The organism is Pasteurella canis, assembly GCF_020810675.1.
GTDB lineage: Bacteria > Pseudomonadota > Gammaproteobacteria > Enterobacterales > Pasteurellaceae > Pasteurella > Pasteurella canis.
This window is the reverse complement of sequence record NZ_CP085871.1, coordinates 2,118,844-2,133,661: the sequence shown is the minus strand read 5'-3', so window position 1 is coordinate 2,133,661 and position 14,818 is coordinate 2,118,844. Positions and strand designations below refer to the sequence as shown.

At 36.3% G+C, this 14,818-nt stretch carries 17 protein-coding genes; all 17 read left to right on the top strand.

Going from position 1 to position 14,818, the window contains the following annotated elements; all coding sequences use genetic code 11:
* Nucleotides 1-68: 68 nt before the first annotated feature.
* The 17 genes from lspA to K7G93_RS09930 all read left to right on the top strand — a co-directional run bounded on the left by lspA (nt 69) and on the right by K7G93_RS09930 (nt 14,816).
* Nucleotides 69-578 carry a signal peptidase II gene (lspA, locus tag K7G93_RS10010; protein WP_226690347.1) on the top strand — a complete coding sequence of 170 codons (510 nt, stop codon included), beginning with the start codon at nt 69-71 and terminating at the stop codon, nt 576-578.
* Between the two features lie 9 nt (nt 579-587).
* A complete protein-coding gene (gene ispH, locus K7G93_RS10005) occupies nt 588-1,532 on the top strand; it encodes a 4-hydroxy-3-methylbut-2-enyl diphosphate reductase (RefSeq protein WP_049214670.1) in 945 nt (314 codons plus the stop codon).
* Between the two features lie 185 nt (nt 1,533-1,717).
* Entirely contained in the window at nt 1,718-2,056 is a 339-nt protein-coding gene (locus K7G93_RS10000) for a ComEA family DNA-binding protein (protein WP_224045953.1), read from the top strand.
* Nucleotides 2,057-2,183: 127 nt separating this feature from the next.
* Nucleotides 2,184-2,789: an RdgB/HAM1 family non-canonical purine NTP pyrophosphatase gene (rdgB, locus tag K7G93_RS09995; RefSeq protein ID WP_160531095.1), complete on the top strand. Its 606-nt coding sequence runs from the start codon at nt 2,184-2,186 to the stop codon at nt 2,787-2,789.
* Between the two features lie 88 nt (nt 2,790-2,877).
* Nucleotides 2,878-3,201, top strand: a complete 324-nt coding sequence (locus tag K7G93_RS09990; protein WP_049214672.1) for a YbjQ family protein — start codon at nt 2,878-2,880, stop codon at nt 3,199-3,201.
* Entirely contained in the window at nt 3,202-4,353 is a 1,152-nt protein-coding gene (gene hemW, locus K7G93_RS09985) for a radical SAM family heme chaperone HemW (RefSeq protein WP_115323501.1), read from the top strand. It abuts the gene before it with no gap.
* Nucleotides 4,354-4,494: 141 nt separating this feature from the next.
* Complete coding sequence (rpiA, locus tag K7G93_RS09980) at nt 4,495-5,154, top strand: ribose-5-phosphate isomerase RpiA (RefSeq protein WP_226690346.1); 660 nt, start codon at nt 4,495-4,497, stop codon at nt 5,152-5,154.
* A gap of 26 nt (nt 5,155-5,180) precedes the next feature.
* Nucleotides 5,181-6,413 (top strand): phosphoglycerate dehydrogenase, encoded by a 1,233-nt coding sequence (serA, locus tag K7G93_RS09975; protein ID WP_049214675.1) that lies wholly within the window; start codon nt 5,181-5,183, stop codon nt 6,411-6,413.
* A gap of 162 nt (nt 6,414-6,575) precedes the next feature.
* Nucleotides 6,576-7,622: an endolytic transglycosylase MltG gene (gene mltG / locus K7G93_RS09970; RefSeq protein WP_226690345.1), complete on the top strand. Its 1,047-nt coding sequence runs from the start codon at nt 6,576-6,578 to the stop codon at nt 7,620-7,622.
* 1 nt (nt 7,623) lies between these two features.
* The gene (gene tmk, locus K7G93_RS09965) at nt 7,624-8,265 is read left to right on the top strand and encodes a dTMP kinase (protein ID WP_049214677.1); all 642 of its coding nucleotides are present in this window, start codon (nt 7,624-7,626) and stop codon (nt 8,263-8,265) included.
* Nucleotides 8,266-9,246 (top strand): DNA polymerase III subunit delta', encoded by a 981-nt coding sequence (locus K7G93_RS09960; protein ID WP_228400383.1) that lies wholly within the window; start codon nt 8,266-8,268, stop codon nt 9,244-9,246. It begins immediately after the preceding gene.
* 7 nt (nt 9,247-9,253) lie between these two features.
* Nucleotides 9,254-10,036: a YchF/TatD family DNA exonuclease gene (locus K7G93_RS09955; protein ID WP_049214679.1), complete on the top strand. Its 783-nt coding sequence runs from the start codon at nt 9,254-9,256 to the stop codon at nt 10,034-10,036.
* A gap of 30 nt (nt 10,037-10,066) precedes the next feature.
* A complete protein-coding gene (locus tag K7G93_RS09950; protein ID WP_228400382.1) occupies nt 10,067-10,591 on the top strand; it encodes a DUF1523 family protein in 525 nt (174 codons plus the stop codon).
* An 87-nt stretch (nt 10,592-10,678) separates the two neighbouring features.
* Entirely contained in the window at nt 10,679-11,986 is a 1,308-nt protein-coding gene (gene paeA, locus K7G93_RS09945) for a polyamine export protein PaeA (RefSeq protein WP_226690344.1), read from the top strand.
* A 135-nt stretch (nt 11,987-12,121) separates the two neighbouring features.
* Complete coding sequence (locus K7G93_RS09940) at nt 12,122-13,213, top strand: anaerobic sulfatase maturase (RefSeq protein WP_226690343.1); 1,092 nt, start codon at nt 12,122-12,124, stop codon at nt 13,211-13,213.
* A gap of 126 nt (nt 13,214-13,339) precedes the next feature.
* Entirely contained in the window at nt 13,340-14,299 is a 960-nt protein-coding gene (locus tag K7G93_RS09935; RefSeq protein ID WP_115323494.1) for a tripartite tricarboxylate transporter substrate binding protein, read from the top strand.
* A 64-nt stretch (nt 14,300-14,363) separates the two neighbouring features.
* Nucleotides 14,364-14,816 carry a tripartite tricarboxylate transporter TctB family protein gene (locus K7G93_RS09930; protein ID WP_049214684.1) on the top strand — a complete coding sequence of 151 codons (453 nt, stop codon included), beginning with the start codon at nt 14,364-14,366 and terminating at the stop codon, nt 14,814-14,816.
* Nucleotides 14,817-14,818: the final 2 nt, after the last annotated feature.

The following is a 14,818-nucleotide window of genomic DNA, read 5'->3' as shown; positions in this document are numbered from 1 at the left end:
TTTGTTTAATCTCTTCTAGGGCGAACAGTAGTTCGCCCATACAATTTTGAAAATGTTTAAAGGTACTTATGACACAAACTAGAACGGGTCTTTCTTTTTTATGGCTAAGTGTAATTGCTTTTATACTCGATTTAAGCACAAAATATCTTGTTGTACAAAATTTCACTTTATATGAGAGTATTAACATCTTTCCTTTCTTTAATTTAACTTATGTACGAAACTATGGTGCTGCATTTAGTTTTTTAGCTGAACATAGTGGCTGGCAAAAATATCTGTTTATTATATTAGCTTGTGTCATTTCTTTAATGCTAATCTATTTTCTATACAAAAATGATGTCGGACAAAAAATACAAAACAGTGCTTATGCCTTAATTATTGGAGGGGCACTTGGAAATATGATTGATCGTGCTTACCATGGTTTTGTAGTCGACTTCTTTGACTTTTATTGGGATATTTACCATTATCCTGTGTTTAATGTTGCTGATGTGGCTATCTCAATAGGAGCTGCTCTTCTAGTATTGGATGCGTTCAAAAATCGCAATGAATCGGCACACAAGCCGAAACAAGCAGATAAATAAGGGAAAATAATGAAAATTATTTTAGCTAATCCGAGAGGGTTTTGTGCAGGTGTTGACCGCGCTATTAGCATTGTCGAATCTGCATTAGAAATTCACGGCTCACCTATTTATGTACGTCATGAAGTAGTACATAACCGCTTTGTCGTCAATGGATTACGCGAACGAGGGGCAATTTTTGTCGAAGAGTTAAATGAGGTACCAGATGGTGCCATTGTTATTTTCTCTGCCCATGGCGTTTCACAGGCTGTTCGTCAAGAAGCTAAAAAGCGTAACCTTAAGGTCTTTGATGCCACTTGTCCGTTAGTTACGAAAGTACATATGCAAGTTGCTCGTGCAAGCCGTAAAGGCACAAAAGCAATTCTGATTGGGCATGAAGGACACCCCGAAGTAGAAGGAACTATGGGGCAATATGACAATCAAGAAGGCGGCATTTTTTTAGTCGAAAGTGTAGAGGATATTGCTAAGTTAAATTTAAAAAACGATGAAGACTTGACTTTTATGACTCAAACAACATTATCGATTGATGATACTAGTGAGGTTATTGAAGCTTTAAAACAAAAATATCCTGCTATTCAGGGTCCGCGTAAAAATGATATTTGTTATGCTACAACTAACCGTCAACAAGCAGTACGTGAGCTTGCTCAACAATCTGATTTAGTCATTGTAGTCGGCTCAAAAAACTCTTCAAATTCAAATCGACTAGCTGAACTTGCTTCTCGGATGGGAGTTAATTCTAAATTAATCGATGATGCTGATGACATCGACCCTAAATGGCTTGATAATGTAAAAACAATTGGTATTACTGCGGGTGCTTCCGCTCCTGAAGTGTTAGTCCAATCAGTCGTAAATCGATTACAAGAACTAGGGGTAACAAGTGTAGAAGAGCTGCAAGGCTGTGAAGAAAATACGATATTTGAAGTACCGAAAGAATTACGTATTAAAGAAGTCAATTAAGTATAAAGCTAGAATGGTTTTCTAGCTTTTTTCTTTATCTTTTCTACTTATTAAAGCTATTTTCTGCGATCCAGCTCGTAAAAGTACGGTCAATTTTTTGTAAGTTTTCCTATTTTCACCAAAATAACTTTCCGTTGAGACAACTCAACAGTTCATTGTTAATTTAACTATTTGAAGGAAAATTTATGACATTTAATTCAGTTATTATTGCCATTTTAACTTTAAGCTCAATTTTTACTAGCACAAATCTATTCGCTAATTCAACAAACACTACAAACACACCACTTATCGCAGTAGATCATGTTTCAACTGAATCTGTTACAGGTATAGGAAAAATCAATATAAATAATGCGACAGCTGCCGAATTACAACATGACTTAATTGGAGTTGGTGCTAAAAAAGCAGAAGCGATTATCCAGTATCGTGAAGCACATGGTCCTTTCACAAAGATAGAGCAATTACTTGAAGTACAGGGTATTGGTAATGTTATTTTAGAAAAAAATAAAGATCGTTTAATCTTCTAATTTTTTCTTTATCATTTAAATATTATATAGTAAGCGGAATCCAGCAATTCCGCTTATTTATGATTTTGGCTTATTAAATAGAAAAGCGTATAATTTCCCCAGTTTTTCTTAAATACTAGGATATTAAATGAAACAAAAAGTAGTTCTTGCAACAGGAAATCAAGGTAAAGTCAAAGAAATGGCAGATGTGTTAGCAGATTTTGGCTTTGATGTCATAGCACAAACAGATTTAAACATTGAAAGTCCAGAAGAGACTGGACTTACTTTCATTGAGAATGCTTTACTAAAAGCACGCTATGCCAGCAAAATATCAGGTTTACCAGCAATTGCCGATGATTCAGGGTTAGTAGTTAAAGCATTATCAGGCGCACCAGGTCTATACTCTGCACGTTATGCTGGTGTAGACGACAATACTGCTGATGCTAAAAATCGTGCTAAATTGTTAAGTGAACTCGCACATGTCGCACCAACTGAACGTCAAGCTAAATTTGTTAGCTGTATAGTTATGCTACAACATGAAACAGATCCATCCCCAATTATCGCTGAAGGGGAATGTTTTGGTGAAATTGCATTAGCAGAGAAAGGAGACAATGGTTTTGGCTACGATAGCATATTTTTTAGCCCAGAAGTTAATTGCACGTTTGCTGAATTAGAAACTGAACAAAAGAAAAAAATCTCTCACCGAGCAAAAGCCTTATCAGTATTAAAGAATAAACTTGCTATACGAGCTTAAGCGATAAGAATATATACAAAAATAGTAATTTTCTTTACTACTATTTTTTCTATTTTACCTCATCTTAAATTAATTAAGGAAATACCATATGATTATTACAACAACACCTAATGTAGAAGGCAAACAAATTGTAGAATATAAACAAGTAGTTTTTGGTGAAGTTGTCGCAGGTTCAAATTTTATTCGTGATTTCTTTGCGGGTATTACAGACATTTTAGGTGGTCGTTCTGGCGCATACGAATCTAAAATCACTAAAGCGCGCCAAGAAGCTCTTGAGGAAATGCAAAAACATGCAAAACATTTAGGTGCAAATGCAATCGTTGGTGTGGAAGTAAACTATACCTCAATTAATGGTGATGGTAAAAGTATGTTTATGATCGTTGCCAGTGGTACAGCTGTAGTGGTACGTTAAGTGAATCTGACGCTCCCGCCACTAAGCCTGTATATTCACATTCCTTGGTGTGTACAGAAATGCCCCTATTGCGATTTTAATTCGCATGCCCAAAAAGGTGTAATTCCTGAACAGGAATACATACAACATTTATTACAAGATCTCAGTCAAGATCTTGTTCGTTTTTCTGCAGGCATTCAACAACGTCAATTACATTCTATCTTTATCGGTGGTGGTACACCGAGCTTATTTTCAGCACAAAGTATCCATTATTTATTAAGTGAAATCAAAAAGCGTATTCCATTTGAACAAGATATTGAAATCACTTTAGAGGCGAATCCTGGGACCGTAGAGGCAGAACGGTTTCAGGGCTATGTACAAGCTGGAGTAACTCGTATCTCCATGGGGATTCAGAGTTTTAATGACGATAAATTACAGCGTTTAGGGCGAATCCATAATTCTGCTGAAGCTAAAAGTGCGGTCCATTTTGCCAAAATTTCGGGGCTCAAGAGTTTCAATCTTGATCTTATGCATGGCTTACCAAATCAAAGTTTAGTAGAAGCTCTCGATGATCTTAAACAAGCTATCACGTTAGCCCCCCCCCATCTATCTTGGTATCAGCTCACTATTGAACCGAATACGATGTTCGCTTATCGTCCACCAGTTTTACCTGATGATGATGAGCTCTGGGATATTTTTGAGCAAGGGCATAAATTATTAATTGCTGCAGGTTATACACAATATGAAACTTCCGCCTATGCAAAGGTAGGATTCGAATGTAAACATAATTTAAATTATTGGCGTTTTGGTGATTATTTAGCTATCGGCTGTGGCGCACATGGTAAAGTCAGTTTTGAGCATGGTGATATTATTCGTTATTCTAAAACTAAACATCCTAAAGGCTACATGCGAGGCGAATATTTGTATGATGAGAAATATATTGAAGCTGAAGATCGTGCATTCGAATTTTTCATGAATCGCTTTCGCTTACTAGAGGCGGTGCCTAAAACTGCTTTTCAACAGTTTACTGGATTACCACAAAGTACTGTTGAAAAACAAATAAACTGGGCCCTTGCTAAACATTACATCGAACAGTCCTCTGACTACTGGCAAATTACAGAACAAGGTAAATTATTCTTAAATGACTTATTGGAGCAATTTTTACCTCAATAAGCTTGTTAATCCTCATGAATAGGATTAAAGTAGAGCGTTATTATAAGATACGCAAACGATTACGCAACATGCTACTGCATGTCAAAAGGCTCATTCATTACAACAAATTAAATTAATTATTTGTAATAAAAAGGATTAAAAATGAATCAACTTGAAATGAAAAAACAAGCAGCAAAAGCGGCTCTACAATATGTGAAACCAGATACAATTGTAGGTGTTGGCAGTGGATCAACTGTAAATTGTTTTATTGAGGCTCTCGGTTCGATGAAAGACCAAATTAAAGGTGCTGTTGCAGCGTCTAAAGCATCCGAAGAATTACTACAACAACAAGGTATTGAAGTATTTAGTGCGAATGAAGTATCAGAGTTGGATATCTATGTGGATGGTGCTGATGAAGTGAATCCGCAAAAAATGATGATTAAAGGTGGTGGTGCAGCACTTACTCGCGAAAAAATTGTTGCCGCTCTTGCTAAAAAATTCATCTGTATTGTAGATCAAAGTAAACAAGTAGATGTCTTAGGTTCAACTTTCCCACTCCCAGTAGAAGTGATTCCAATGGCTCGCTCCCAAGTTGCACGTAAATTAGTCGCATTAGGTGGCTCACCTGAATACCGTGAAAGTGTAGTGACTGATAATGGTAATGTTATTTTAGATGTACACCATTTTTTAATCATGAGTCCAATGGCAATGGAAAAAGAATTAAACAACGTTGCTGGTGTAGTAACAAATGGTATTTTTGCCCTCCGTCCAGCTGATGTCATCATTGTTGGTACACCCGATGGCACGAAAATTGTCGAATAACAAAGAAATAAAAAAGGAAAGCAAATATGACAAATAAAGTATCACTTGATAAATCAAAAATTAAATTCTTATTGCTAGAGGGTGTGCATCCAAGTGCGGTCGAAGTATTACAAACAGCTGGCTATACCAATATTGAGTATCACAAGAAAGCTCTCGATGATGACGAACTAAAAGAGGCGATTAAAGATGCACATTTCGTTGGTATTCGTTCACGCACATTTTTAACTGCCGATGTGCTTGAGCATGCTCAAAAATTAATTGCTATTGGTTGCTTCTGCATTGGCACTAACCAAGTAGATTTAAATGCCGCAAAATTACGAGGTATTCCAGTTTTTAATGCACCTTTCTCTAATACACGTTCTGTGGCTGAATTAGTCTTAGGTGAGATTCTGGTATTAATGCGTAACGTTCCACAAGCCAACGCTGAAGTTCATCGTGGCATTTGGAATAAATCAGCGGCAGGCTCACATGAGGTACGAGGTAAAAAATTAGGTATTGTCGGTTACGGACATATTGGCTCTCAACTTAGTATTATTGCTGAATCATTAGGGATGCGCGTTTTCTTCTATGATATTGAAAACAAACTCCCATTAGGAAATGCGCAACAAGTTCGTACACTAGAAGAACTCCTTTCGATGAGTGATGTCGTATCACTGCATGTACCAGAGAATGCGTCAACTAAGAATTTAATTAGTGCTGAGCGTATTGCACAATTAAAAGAAGGTTCAATTCTTATTAATGCCGCCCGAGGAACTGTAGTAGATATTGATGCTTTAGCACAAGCATTAAGCACTGGCAAAATTCGAGGCGCTGCACTAGACGTATTCCCAGAAGAACCCGCATCAATTCAAGAAGAATTTGTTTCACCATTACGTGCTTTTGATAATGTCATTCTTACCCCACACATTGGTGGTTCTACTTCAGAAGCACAAGAAAATATTGGCGCTGAAGTCTCTGGTAAATTTGTCAAATACTCTGACAATGGCTCAACACTTTCAGCGGTTAATTTCCCTGAAGTATCTTTACCAGAACATAGTGGAACAAAACGTTTACTACACATTCACCATAATCGGCCAGGTGTGTTAAATAAAATTAACCAAGTATTCGTAGAGGCGAATGTCAACATTGCGGCACAGTATCTACAAACTGATCCCACTATTGGTTATGTCGTCATCGATGTTGAAACTGAAGACACGAGTGGATTATTAAATCAGCTAAAAGATATTGAAGGCACAATCCGTGCACGCGTATTATTTTAAACTATTTTCTTAATTAATCTCAGGGCAGCTGTTTTAAGCTGCCCTATTTACTTTTCAAAAGTTCACATTCACCTTCAGTTTGCGGTTTATTTGAGATTCTATGCTATAATCAATGACAGTTTTGTCTCTTAGTATGTGACTCAGTTTTAGCAAGGTATATTGATGAAGAAATTTTTCAGCTTGTTATTTACACTCGCTTTGATTGCTTCTGGTGTAGGTTTTTATTTTTATTATCAGCTTGAACAGTTTGCCAACAAGCCAGTTCAAGTCCAACAAGATCAATTACTTTCGGTGCAACGCGGCACAACTGGACAAAAACTAGCGCAGCTTCTAGAGCAAGAAAAACTGCTAGCAGATGCTAGTCTATTGCCTTACTTATTAAAATTAAATCCACAGCTCAATAAAATAAAAGCAGGCACTTATGCTTTAAATGAAGTCAAAACAGTAAAAGACTTATTACATGTGTTGAATATAGGTAAAGAAGCTCAATTAAGCATTCAATTCATCGAAGGCGATACTTTTAAAATCTGGCGTAAAACATTAGAAAAAGCGCCGCACTTAGTTCAAACATTAACAAATAAAAGTAATGATGAAATCTTTGATTTATTAGACATTCCTGATTCTACTAAAGCAATTTATGAATGGCGTAATCTTGATGGCTGGCTTTATCCTGATACTTATCACTACACACCAAACTCAACTGATTTAGCCTTATTAAAACGTGCAGCTGATCGCATGAAAAAAGCCCTTGAACAAGCATGGCAACAACGTGATAAAGACTTACCTCTCAATAACTCTTATGAAATGTTGATTCTGGCTTCGATTGTAGAAAAAGAAACGGCTATTGCAGCTGAACGCGGTAAAGTTGCCTCTGTCTTTATTAATCGTTTGAATAAAAAAATGCGTTTACAAACTGACCCTACAGTCATCTATGGTATGGGAGAGAATTATGAGGGTAATATTCGTAAAAAAGATTTAGAAACGCCAACTGCTTATAATACTTACTTGATTGATGGTTTGCCACCAACCCCGATTGCCATGCCAAGTGAAAGCGCGTTAATGGCAGTTGCTAAACCAGAAAAGACGGATTTTTTATATTTTGTTGCCGATGGTACAGGCGGGCATAAATTCAGCCGAACTTTATCAGAACATAATCGCGCAGTACAAGAATACTTACGTTGGTATCGTAGTCAGAAAAATGGAAAATAATATGAAAATAGGTAAATTTATTGTGCTGGAAGGGATAGAAGGTGCAGGCAAAACAACAGCACGTGACAGTATTGTCACTGCCCTGAATGCTCATGGCATTCGAGATATTGTGTTTACACGTGAGCCAGGCGGCACACCATTAGCAGAGAAATTACGCCAACTGATTAAACATGAAACCGAAGAGACTGTTACAGATAAAGCTGAGTTATTAATGCTATATGCAGCACGCATTCAACTAGTAGAAAATGTAATCAAACCTGCATTAGCAGCTGGCAAATGGGTGATTGGAGATCGCCATGATATGTCATCACAAGCATATCAAGGCGGCGGTCGACAACTTGATAAGACATTGCTTTCTACCTTAAAACAAACTGTATTAGGCACATTTGAACCTGATTTAACGATTTATTTAGATATTGCCCCTGAACTAGGATTAAGTCGAGCAAAAGGACGAGGTGCGCTCGATCGTATCGAACAGCAAAATCTTGAGTTCTTCCAACGTACGCGTCAACGTTACTTAGAACTCGTTGAACACAATCCTAAAGCAATTACGATCGATGCTTCACAAGATATTACTCAAGTCAGCATGGCGGTAGAAAGTGCGGTCAAAAATTGGCTAATTTCACAAGAAAAAGGCACTTAAATGACTCATTATCCTTGGCTTGAACCCGATTATCAGCAGATTATTCGTGCATTCCAACAGCAGCATGGGCATCACGCACTACTATTCAAAGCAGAACAAGGGTTAGGTGTCGAGCAGCTTTTATCCCGACTGTGTCAATGGATCATGTGTCAGCAACCACAAGATCAACAACCTTGTGGAAATTGTCATAGCTGCCGATTATTCCAAGCAAACCATCATCCTGACATTTACACTCTAGAACCTATTGAAAATAAAGATATTGGTGTAGATCAAGTACGTGAGGTGAGCGAAAAAATTAATCAACATGCACAACAAAATGGTAATAAATTAGTCTACATAAAAGGGGTAGAACGTTTAACCGAAGCAGCAGCTAATGCTATTTTAAAAACGCTTGAAGAGCCTCGTCCACAAACTTACTTTTTATTACAAGCAGAAGCTACAGCGACAATTATGCCAACAATTTATAGCCGTTGCCAAGTTCATCTAATTAACCAACCTGCTACAGAAGTAGCACTGAATTGGTTACAGCAACAAAGTGAGGTGGATATTATAGAAATTCAGACCGCACTTCGAATCAGTTATGGTCGCCCATTACTTGCATTAACAGTTTTAGAGCAAGGATTATTAGAGAAACGAAAAGAATTTTTACGCCAATTTTGGCTATTCTACCGTAAATGTTCGCCTCTTGAGCTGTTGCCTTATTTTGAAAAAGAGCTGACTCTCCAACAACTTGACTGGCTTTTAGCTTTTTTAATGGATGCGCTAAAAGCCAAACTAAAAGTTAATCAACATTGGATCTGCCAAGACTTAGCAGCAGGCATTACCCAATTTAGTGCACAACATAGTCCACAAGCATTATTAAAAGCAAACCAGATTATACAAAAAGTACGCACTGACTTAACACAAATTAATGCAGTTAACCAAGAGTTAATTTTACTTGATGGCTTAACTCGACTTATTACCGATGTATTTGAAGGATAAAAACAAGATGTTTATTGTTGATTCTCATTGCCACTTAGATGCGTTAGATTATGAAAATTTACATAAAAATATTACTGATGTTGTAGATAAAGCTAACGCTCGTGATGTTAAACATTTACTTGCCGTTGGGGTTACTTTAACCCGCTTCGAACAAATTTATGCTGAGTTAGCTAAATTTAATAATGTCTCTTTAGCTTGTGGGGTACACCCACTTAATTTAGATGAAGAGTCTTTTGATTATGATAAGTTACTCAAATTAGCACAAGATCCTAAAGTAATTGCAATAGGTGAAACAGGATTAGACTATTATTACAGTCATGATAATAAGACCTTACAACAAGAAATCTTTGCACAACAAATTCAAATTGCTAATCAATTAAACAAGCCCGTGATTGTACATACCCGTAGTGCTCGTGAAGATACTATTAGGATCTTGGCTGAAAATGGAATAACGCAATGTGGTGGTGTATTACATTGCTTCACGGAAAATTGGGAAATGGCTAAACAAGGCTTAGATCTTGGTTTATATATTTCACTTTCAGGCATTATTACTTTTAAAAATGCAGAGGAACTACGTGAAGTTGCACGCCAAGTCCCATTAGATCGTTTACTCGTGGAAACTGACTCACCTTATTTAGCACCTGTACCTTATCGTGGTAAGCAAAATCAACCTGCTTATGTGAGAGAAGTATGCCAATATGTGGCAACCTTGAAAGGCATATCTTTTGAAAAATTTGCCCAAATTACCACACAAAACTTTGAACGTTTATTCAAAATTAATGTACAATAAATAAGCTATTTACTCGTTAAGGAAAGTATGATGCGAAAGTTTTTTAAATTCTTTTTTCTCACAGTGATTTTTATTTTTCACTTATTTTTATTTGTGGCAGTCAATTTTGTTACGCCAAGCTATGATGTAACAAAAGTTACTGGTGTTGAAGTGAAACGAGTTGATAAAGATGGTCCAATTACTAAAGCAAATCCTGCTGATGGTCCAACACGTGATGTTTATTTCATTAATACTCAGCATCAAGACGGAAAAATTATGGTCTATCGTAATGAAGACACGCGTTGGGGCTTTCCATTTTACTTTAAGTTTGGTTCAGCCAATTTACATGCAGAGGCTGAAGCTTTAGGGAAAGAAAACAAAACGGTTCAAATTAAATATTATGGCTGGCGATTAGTCATGTTTGATGAATTTCGTAATGCAGTAAACATAAAGGCAATTGATGAGACAGAAAGTCCAAGTCATCCTATTTTAGCCTATGTATTATACTTTTTATTGCTTATTACGCTTTTCTTCTCTATCCAGTTTGTACGTGGCTGGTTTGATAGCGAAAACTAACTAATCTCACCTTTCTCTACGCGGTTTAAACTTAATTAAACCGCGCTTTCCTAGTTCTATTTTAAATTATCAAAACAGAGATATTTTATGAGTTTATTTGAGGCAATCTTAAGTTTAAGTATATTAATTATTATTAGTGCAGTCATTTCTGCTGCTGAAATGTCTCTTGCGGGGGCGAGAAAACTAAAATTACAAAGTTTAGTGAATGAGGGAGATGAACGTGCTGCATTAGTACTTGATTTGCAATCTCAACCTGGCCGTTTCATTACTGTTGTCCAGATTGGTTTGAACATGGTCGCCATTTTAGGTGGGATTATTGGCGAAAGTGCCATCCGTCCGTATTTAGAAAAAACATTAGCAACTCAAATTACGCCTGCATGGTTAGAGACGACTGCTTCTTGGCTGGCTTTTGCAACTGTCACTTCAGCTTTTATTTTATTAGCTGATCTTGTTCCCAAACGCCTTGCTATGATTAATCCTGAAAAAGTCGCATTACGCACAGTACGTATTATGGCTGTTTGCATATTTATCTTGAAACCATTAGTGTGGATTTTTGACTCTATTGCAAATAGTTTTTTCAAATTATTTCGTATCTCCACTATCCGCGAAGAAAATATGACTCCAGAAGATATCGTAGCGATAGTTGGTGCTGGTGCAGAAGCAGGTGTAGTCAAAGCACAAGAACATTATCTGATTGAAAATATCTTTGATATGCAAGAAAGAACCGTTACGTCTACGATGACTACACGTGAAAATATCGTATTTTTAGACCGCGCTTTTGATCGCCAAGCTGTCCTTGATACACTCACTAAAAACTCACACTCGAAACTCTTGATTTGTGATAACAGTCTAGATCGTATTTTAGGTTATGTTGAGTCTCATACTTTATTGACTATGTACTTACAAGTAGAAAAGGGAGTTTCGTTGACTGATAGCCGTCTACTACGGAAAGCATTATTTGTACCAGATACACTCTCTTTATTCGAGGTCTTAGAATTATTTAAATCTACTGGGGAAGATTTTGCAGTGATTGTCAATGAGTATGCTCTCGTTGTTGGTCTTATCACATTAAATGATGTGATGAGTATTGTCATGGGTGAATTAGTCTCAAATGAAGAAGAACAAATTGTACGCAGAGATGAAGACTCTTGGCTAATTGATGGCGCGACACCACTCGAAGATGTAATGCGGGCTTTGAATTTAACCAGTTTCCCTGGTGAAGAAAATTATGAAACAATTAGTGGCTTTATGATGTATATGTTACGTAAGATTCCTAAAAAAACTGACTTCGTTCTGTATGATAAATATAAATTTGAAATTATTGATACTGAAAACTTCAAAATAGATCAACTTTTAGTTTCCCTTAGGAAGGATCTTCCAGTTCCCCTAGAATAAAAGAGCAGTTATACATTGATTCACTTTATGCCTTACTGTATTACAGTAAGGCTTTTTTTATTTATTATGATCACTATCATAATAGTAACAAATAGCGCTTTGTATTATGGATATATATTTATGTAAGGAGTAATCATGCAAACACCTTTTCAACTTATGGCAAAGCCAACAGGCTCTCTTTGTAACTTGGATTGTAAATATTGCTTTTATCTGGAAAAACCCCACCAACAGCAACGAGCAATGGATGATGAAATACTCGAAACCTACATAAAAAACTATCTGCAGTTTACACCACAAAAAACAGTGACGTTTTTGTGGCAAGGCGGAGAGCCTACCCTTGCTGGGCTTGATTTTTATCAAAAAGCCATAACCCTCCAAGAAAAGTATGCTAATGGGAAAAAAATTTACAACGCCTTACAAACTAACGGTCTATTATTAGATGAACAATGGTGTCAATTTTTGAAAAAAAATAATTTTTTAGTAGGCCTTTCTATTGATGGTCCTGAGCATTTGCATGATATTTATCGTTTAACAAAAAGTCAAAAAGGCACGTTTCATCAAGTTATGAAAGGTTTAGAAAACCTCATTGCTCATAATGTTTCGTTTAACACGCTCACTGTAATACACAAAAAAAACGTATTATTTGGTAAAGAAATATACCAATTCCTAAAAAAAATTGGCTCTAATTATATGCAGTTCATTCCACTCATGGGAGAGTGGGAACAGCAAGCCAGTGCCAAAGATTACGGTCAATTTATGATAGATATTTTTGATGAATGGTATGCCAATGATATTGGAAAAATTGGTGTACAATTTATTGAACAATGGTTAATGGCATTCTTAGGACTTCAACCCAGTTTATGTATATTCCGAAAAACATGTGGGGATCAAATGATCATCGAACAAAATGGTGATATTTTTAGTTGCGATCATTATGTTTACCCACATTACAAAATCGGAAATATTCTTAATACACCATTACAAGATATTGTTTACTCAGCCAAACAGCAACAATTCGGTTTAAGTAAAGAAAAAGTATCGGAAAAATGTCAAAAATGTGAATTTTATTTTGCTTGCCATGGTGGTTGCCCAAAACATAGAACGATACAAGGTTTTGGAGAACCCCATAACATCTTATGTGAAGCATATTATAATGCCCTTTCTCATATGGCACCTAATTTAAAGAAACTAGCGATTTTTTTAAAACAAAAGCAAAAATTGTTATAGTTTTGTGATCCAGTTCACCTCAACAATATGACAACAATCATACAAACTTTATATTTTCTTTTATATGCTATCTATGACTTTCAATCATGATCTCTGATCTCACTCTACTATGTAAGGAGAAGCAAAATGAAAACCTGGAAATCAACAATCAAAGCAAGTTTAGTTGGATTACTTAGCTTAGTCTCAGTATCTGCTTTTACTCAACCAACGTGGCCAACTGGACCAGTCACCATTATTACGCCATGGGCAGTAGGGGGACTTGCGGATCAAATTAACCGTGCGATGTCAGAATATGGCCAAGAGCAATATGGTCAACCTCTCCTTGCTGATAATATTTTAGGTTCAGGTGGTGCCGTAGCCTTAACTGAATACACAAAAGAGAAACCGAATACACATAAACTCATTTTAGGGGGAGAGGGTAGCTTTGCTATTGCTCCTTTAACAATGAAAGTTTCTTACAAATTTGAAGACTTTGTTCCAGTCATTAACATTTACTCATCAACATTTGTGTTAGTTTCTAACCCTAAAACAAAAGTAGAAAATATTCCGACACTAAAAGAATATATTGCTAAAGGTAAAAAAATTAAAATTGCAACTAATGGAACAAACTCTTCCGAAGCACTTCAATCTGCTGCGCTTTTCCATGAAATGGGAGCGAAATACCAAATTATTCCTTATGATGGTGCCAATGAAGCATTAACAGCAGTAATCTCAGGCGAAGTTGATTTTGCAACAACACATGCCTCTTTAGCTAAAGAATTTGTGAAAGCTGGAAATGCTAAGGCTGTTGTCGCTTTCGATGAGAAAAAATTGATTGATGATGTTTATAATCTCGATAGTGTGGTCGATCATGGTTATGATACTTGGATGATAAATACTTGTGCTGTATTTATCCGTGCAGGTACAGACCAAGCAATCATTGATAAAAACTACACTGCACTCAAAAATATCTTAGAAAATCCTAAATTACAGCAAACCGCAAAAAATATTGGTATTCGTTTAGATATTAAAGATGGTGCAGCAGTAAAAGCCTATATCGATTCAACTATGGATAAAGCCTCTAAATATTCTAAATTAGTGAAATAACCCACTATAACCAGCATGGTATAATACTCTCCTATCGTGCTGGTTATTCCTCGGAGATATTGTGATGAAAATAACCTTTCGCCAAGATTTAATCGGTGCAGTCGTGTTTCTTATTTTATCCATCACATTATGGTTGTTAATTCCATTACAAATTATAATTGATGAAGATGAGGGGATCACTGCTCAAACATTTCCTCGCCTCATTATTGGTTTGATGGCACTTTGTAGTGTTATTTTACTGATAAAAGAAATCATCAAAATCTTACGTAAACAACCAAGTAAGATGGTGACTATCCAGCTAACTGATGAACTTAATTCCTTAATTGTCATATTTTTATTAGCACTTTATTGGCTAATGCTTCATTGGTTACCTTTTATGGTCTCCTCGATTATTTTTGCTTTCTTAATGCTACTCTTCTTTCGCTGCCACAATTGGAAATACTACGCTATTGTTGCCAGTGTCATTATTTCTATTGCGCTTATTTTTGAGCATTTGCTACATATTTCGTTACCCTAGGA

What these genes read in the sequence shown, in the direction of transcription:
- serA (WP_049214675.1), top strand. Translation starts at nt 5,181, where the DNA reads ATGACAAATAAAGTATCACTTGATAAATCAAAAATTAAATTCTTATTG.
- K7G93_RS09930 (WP_049214684.1), top strand. Translation starts at nt 14,364, where the DNA reads ATGAAAATAACCTTTCGCCAAGATTTAATCGGTGCAGTCGTGTTTCTT.
- K7G93_RS09960 (WP_228400383.1), top strand. Translation starts at nt 8,266, where the DNA reads ATGACTCATTATCCTTGGCTTGAACCCGATTATCAGCAGATTATTCGT.
- K7G93_RS10000 (WP_224045953.1), top strand. Translation starts at nt 1,718, where the DNA reads ATGACATTTAATTCAGTTATTATTGCCATTTTAACTTTAAGCTCAATT.
- K7G93_RS09940 (WP_226690343.1), top strand. Translation starts at nt 12,122, where the DNA reads ATGCAAACACCTTTTCAACTTATGGCAAAGCCAACAGGCTCTCTTTGT.
- rdgB (WP_160531095.1), top strand. Translation starts at nt 2,184, where the DNA reads ATGAAACAAAAAGTAGTTCTTGCAACAGGAAATCAAGGTAAAGTCAAA.
- mltG (WP_226690345.1), top strand. Translation starts at nt 6,576, where the DNA reads ATGAAGAAATTTTTCAGCTTGTTATTTACACTCGCTTTGATTGCTTCT.
- rpiA (WP_226690346.1), top strand. Translation starts at nt 4,495, where the DNA reads ATGAATCAACTTGAAATGAAAAAACAAGCAGCAAAAGCGGCTCTACAA.
- K7G93_RS09935 (WP_115323494.1), top strand. Translation starts at nt 13,340, where the DNA reads ATGAAAACCTGGAAATCAACAATCAAAGCAAGTTTAGTTGGATTACTT.
- ispH (WP_049214670.1), top strand. Translation starts at nt 588, where the DNA reads ATGAAAATTATTTTAGCTAATCCGAGAGGGTTTTGTGCAGGTGTTGAC.
- tmk (WP_049214677.1), top strand. Translation starts at nt 7,624, where the DNA reads ATGAAAATAGGTAAATTTATTGTGCTGGAAGGGATAGAAGGTGCAGGC.
- paeA (WP_226690344.1), top strand. Translation starts at nt 10,679, where the DNA reads ATGAGTTTATTTGAGGCAATCTTAAGTTTAAGTATATTAATTATTATT.
- K7G93_RS09950 (WP_228400382.1), top strand. Translation starts at nt 10,067, where the DNA reads ATGCGAAAGTTTTTTAAATTCTTTTTTCTCACAGTGATTTTTATTTTT.
- lspA (WP_226690347.1), top strand. Translation starts at nt 69, where the DNA reads ATGACACAAACTAGAACGGGTCTTTCTTTTTTATGGCTAAGTGTAATT.
- K7G93_RS09955 (WP_049214679.1), top strand. Translation starts at nt 9,254, where the DNA reads ATGTTTATTGTTGATTCTCATTGCCACTTAGATGCGTTAGATTATGAA.
- K7G93_RS09990 (WP_049214672.1), top strand. Translation starts at nt 2,878, where the DNA reads ATGATTATTACAACAACACCTAATGTAGAAGGCAAACAAATTGTAGAA.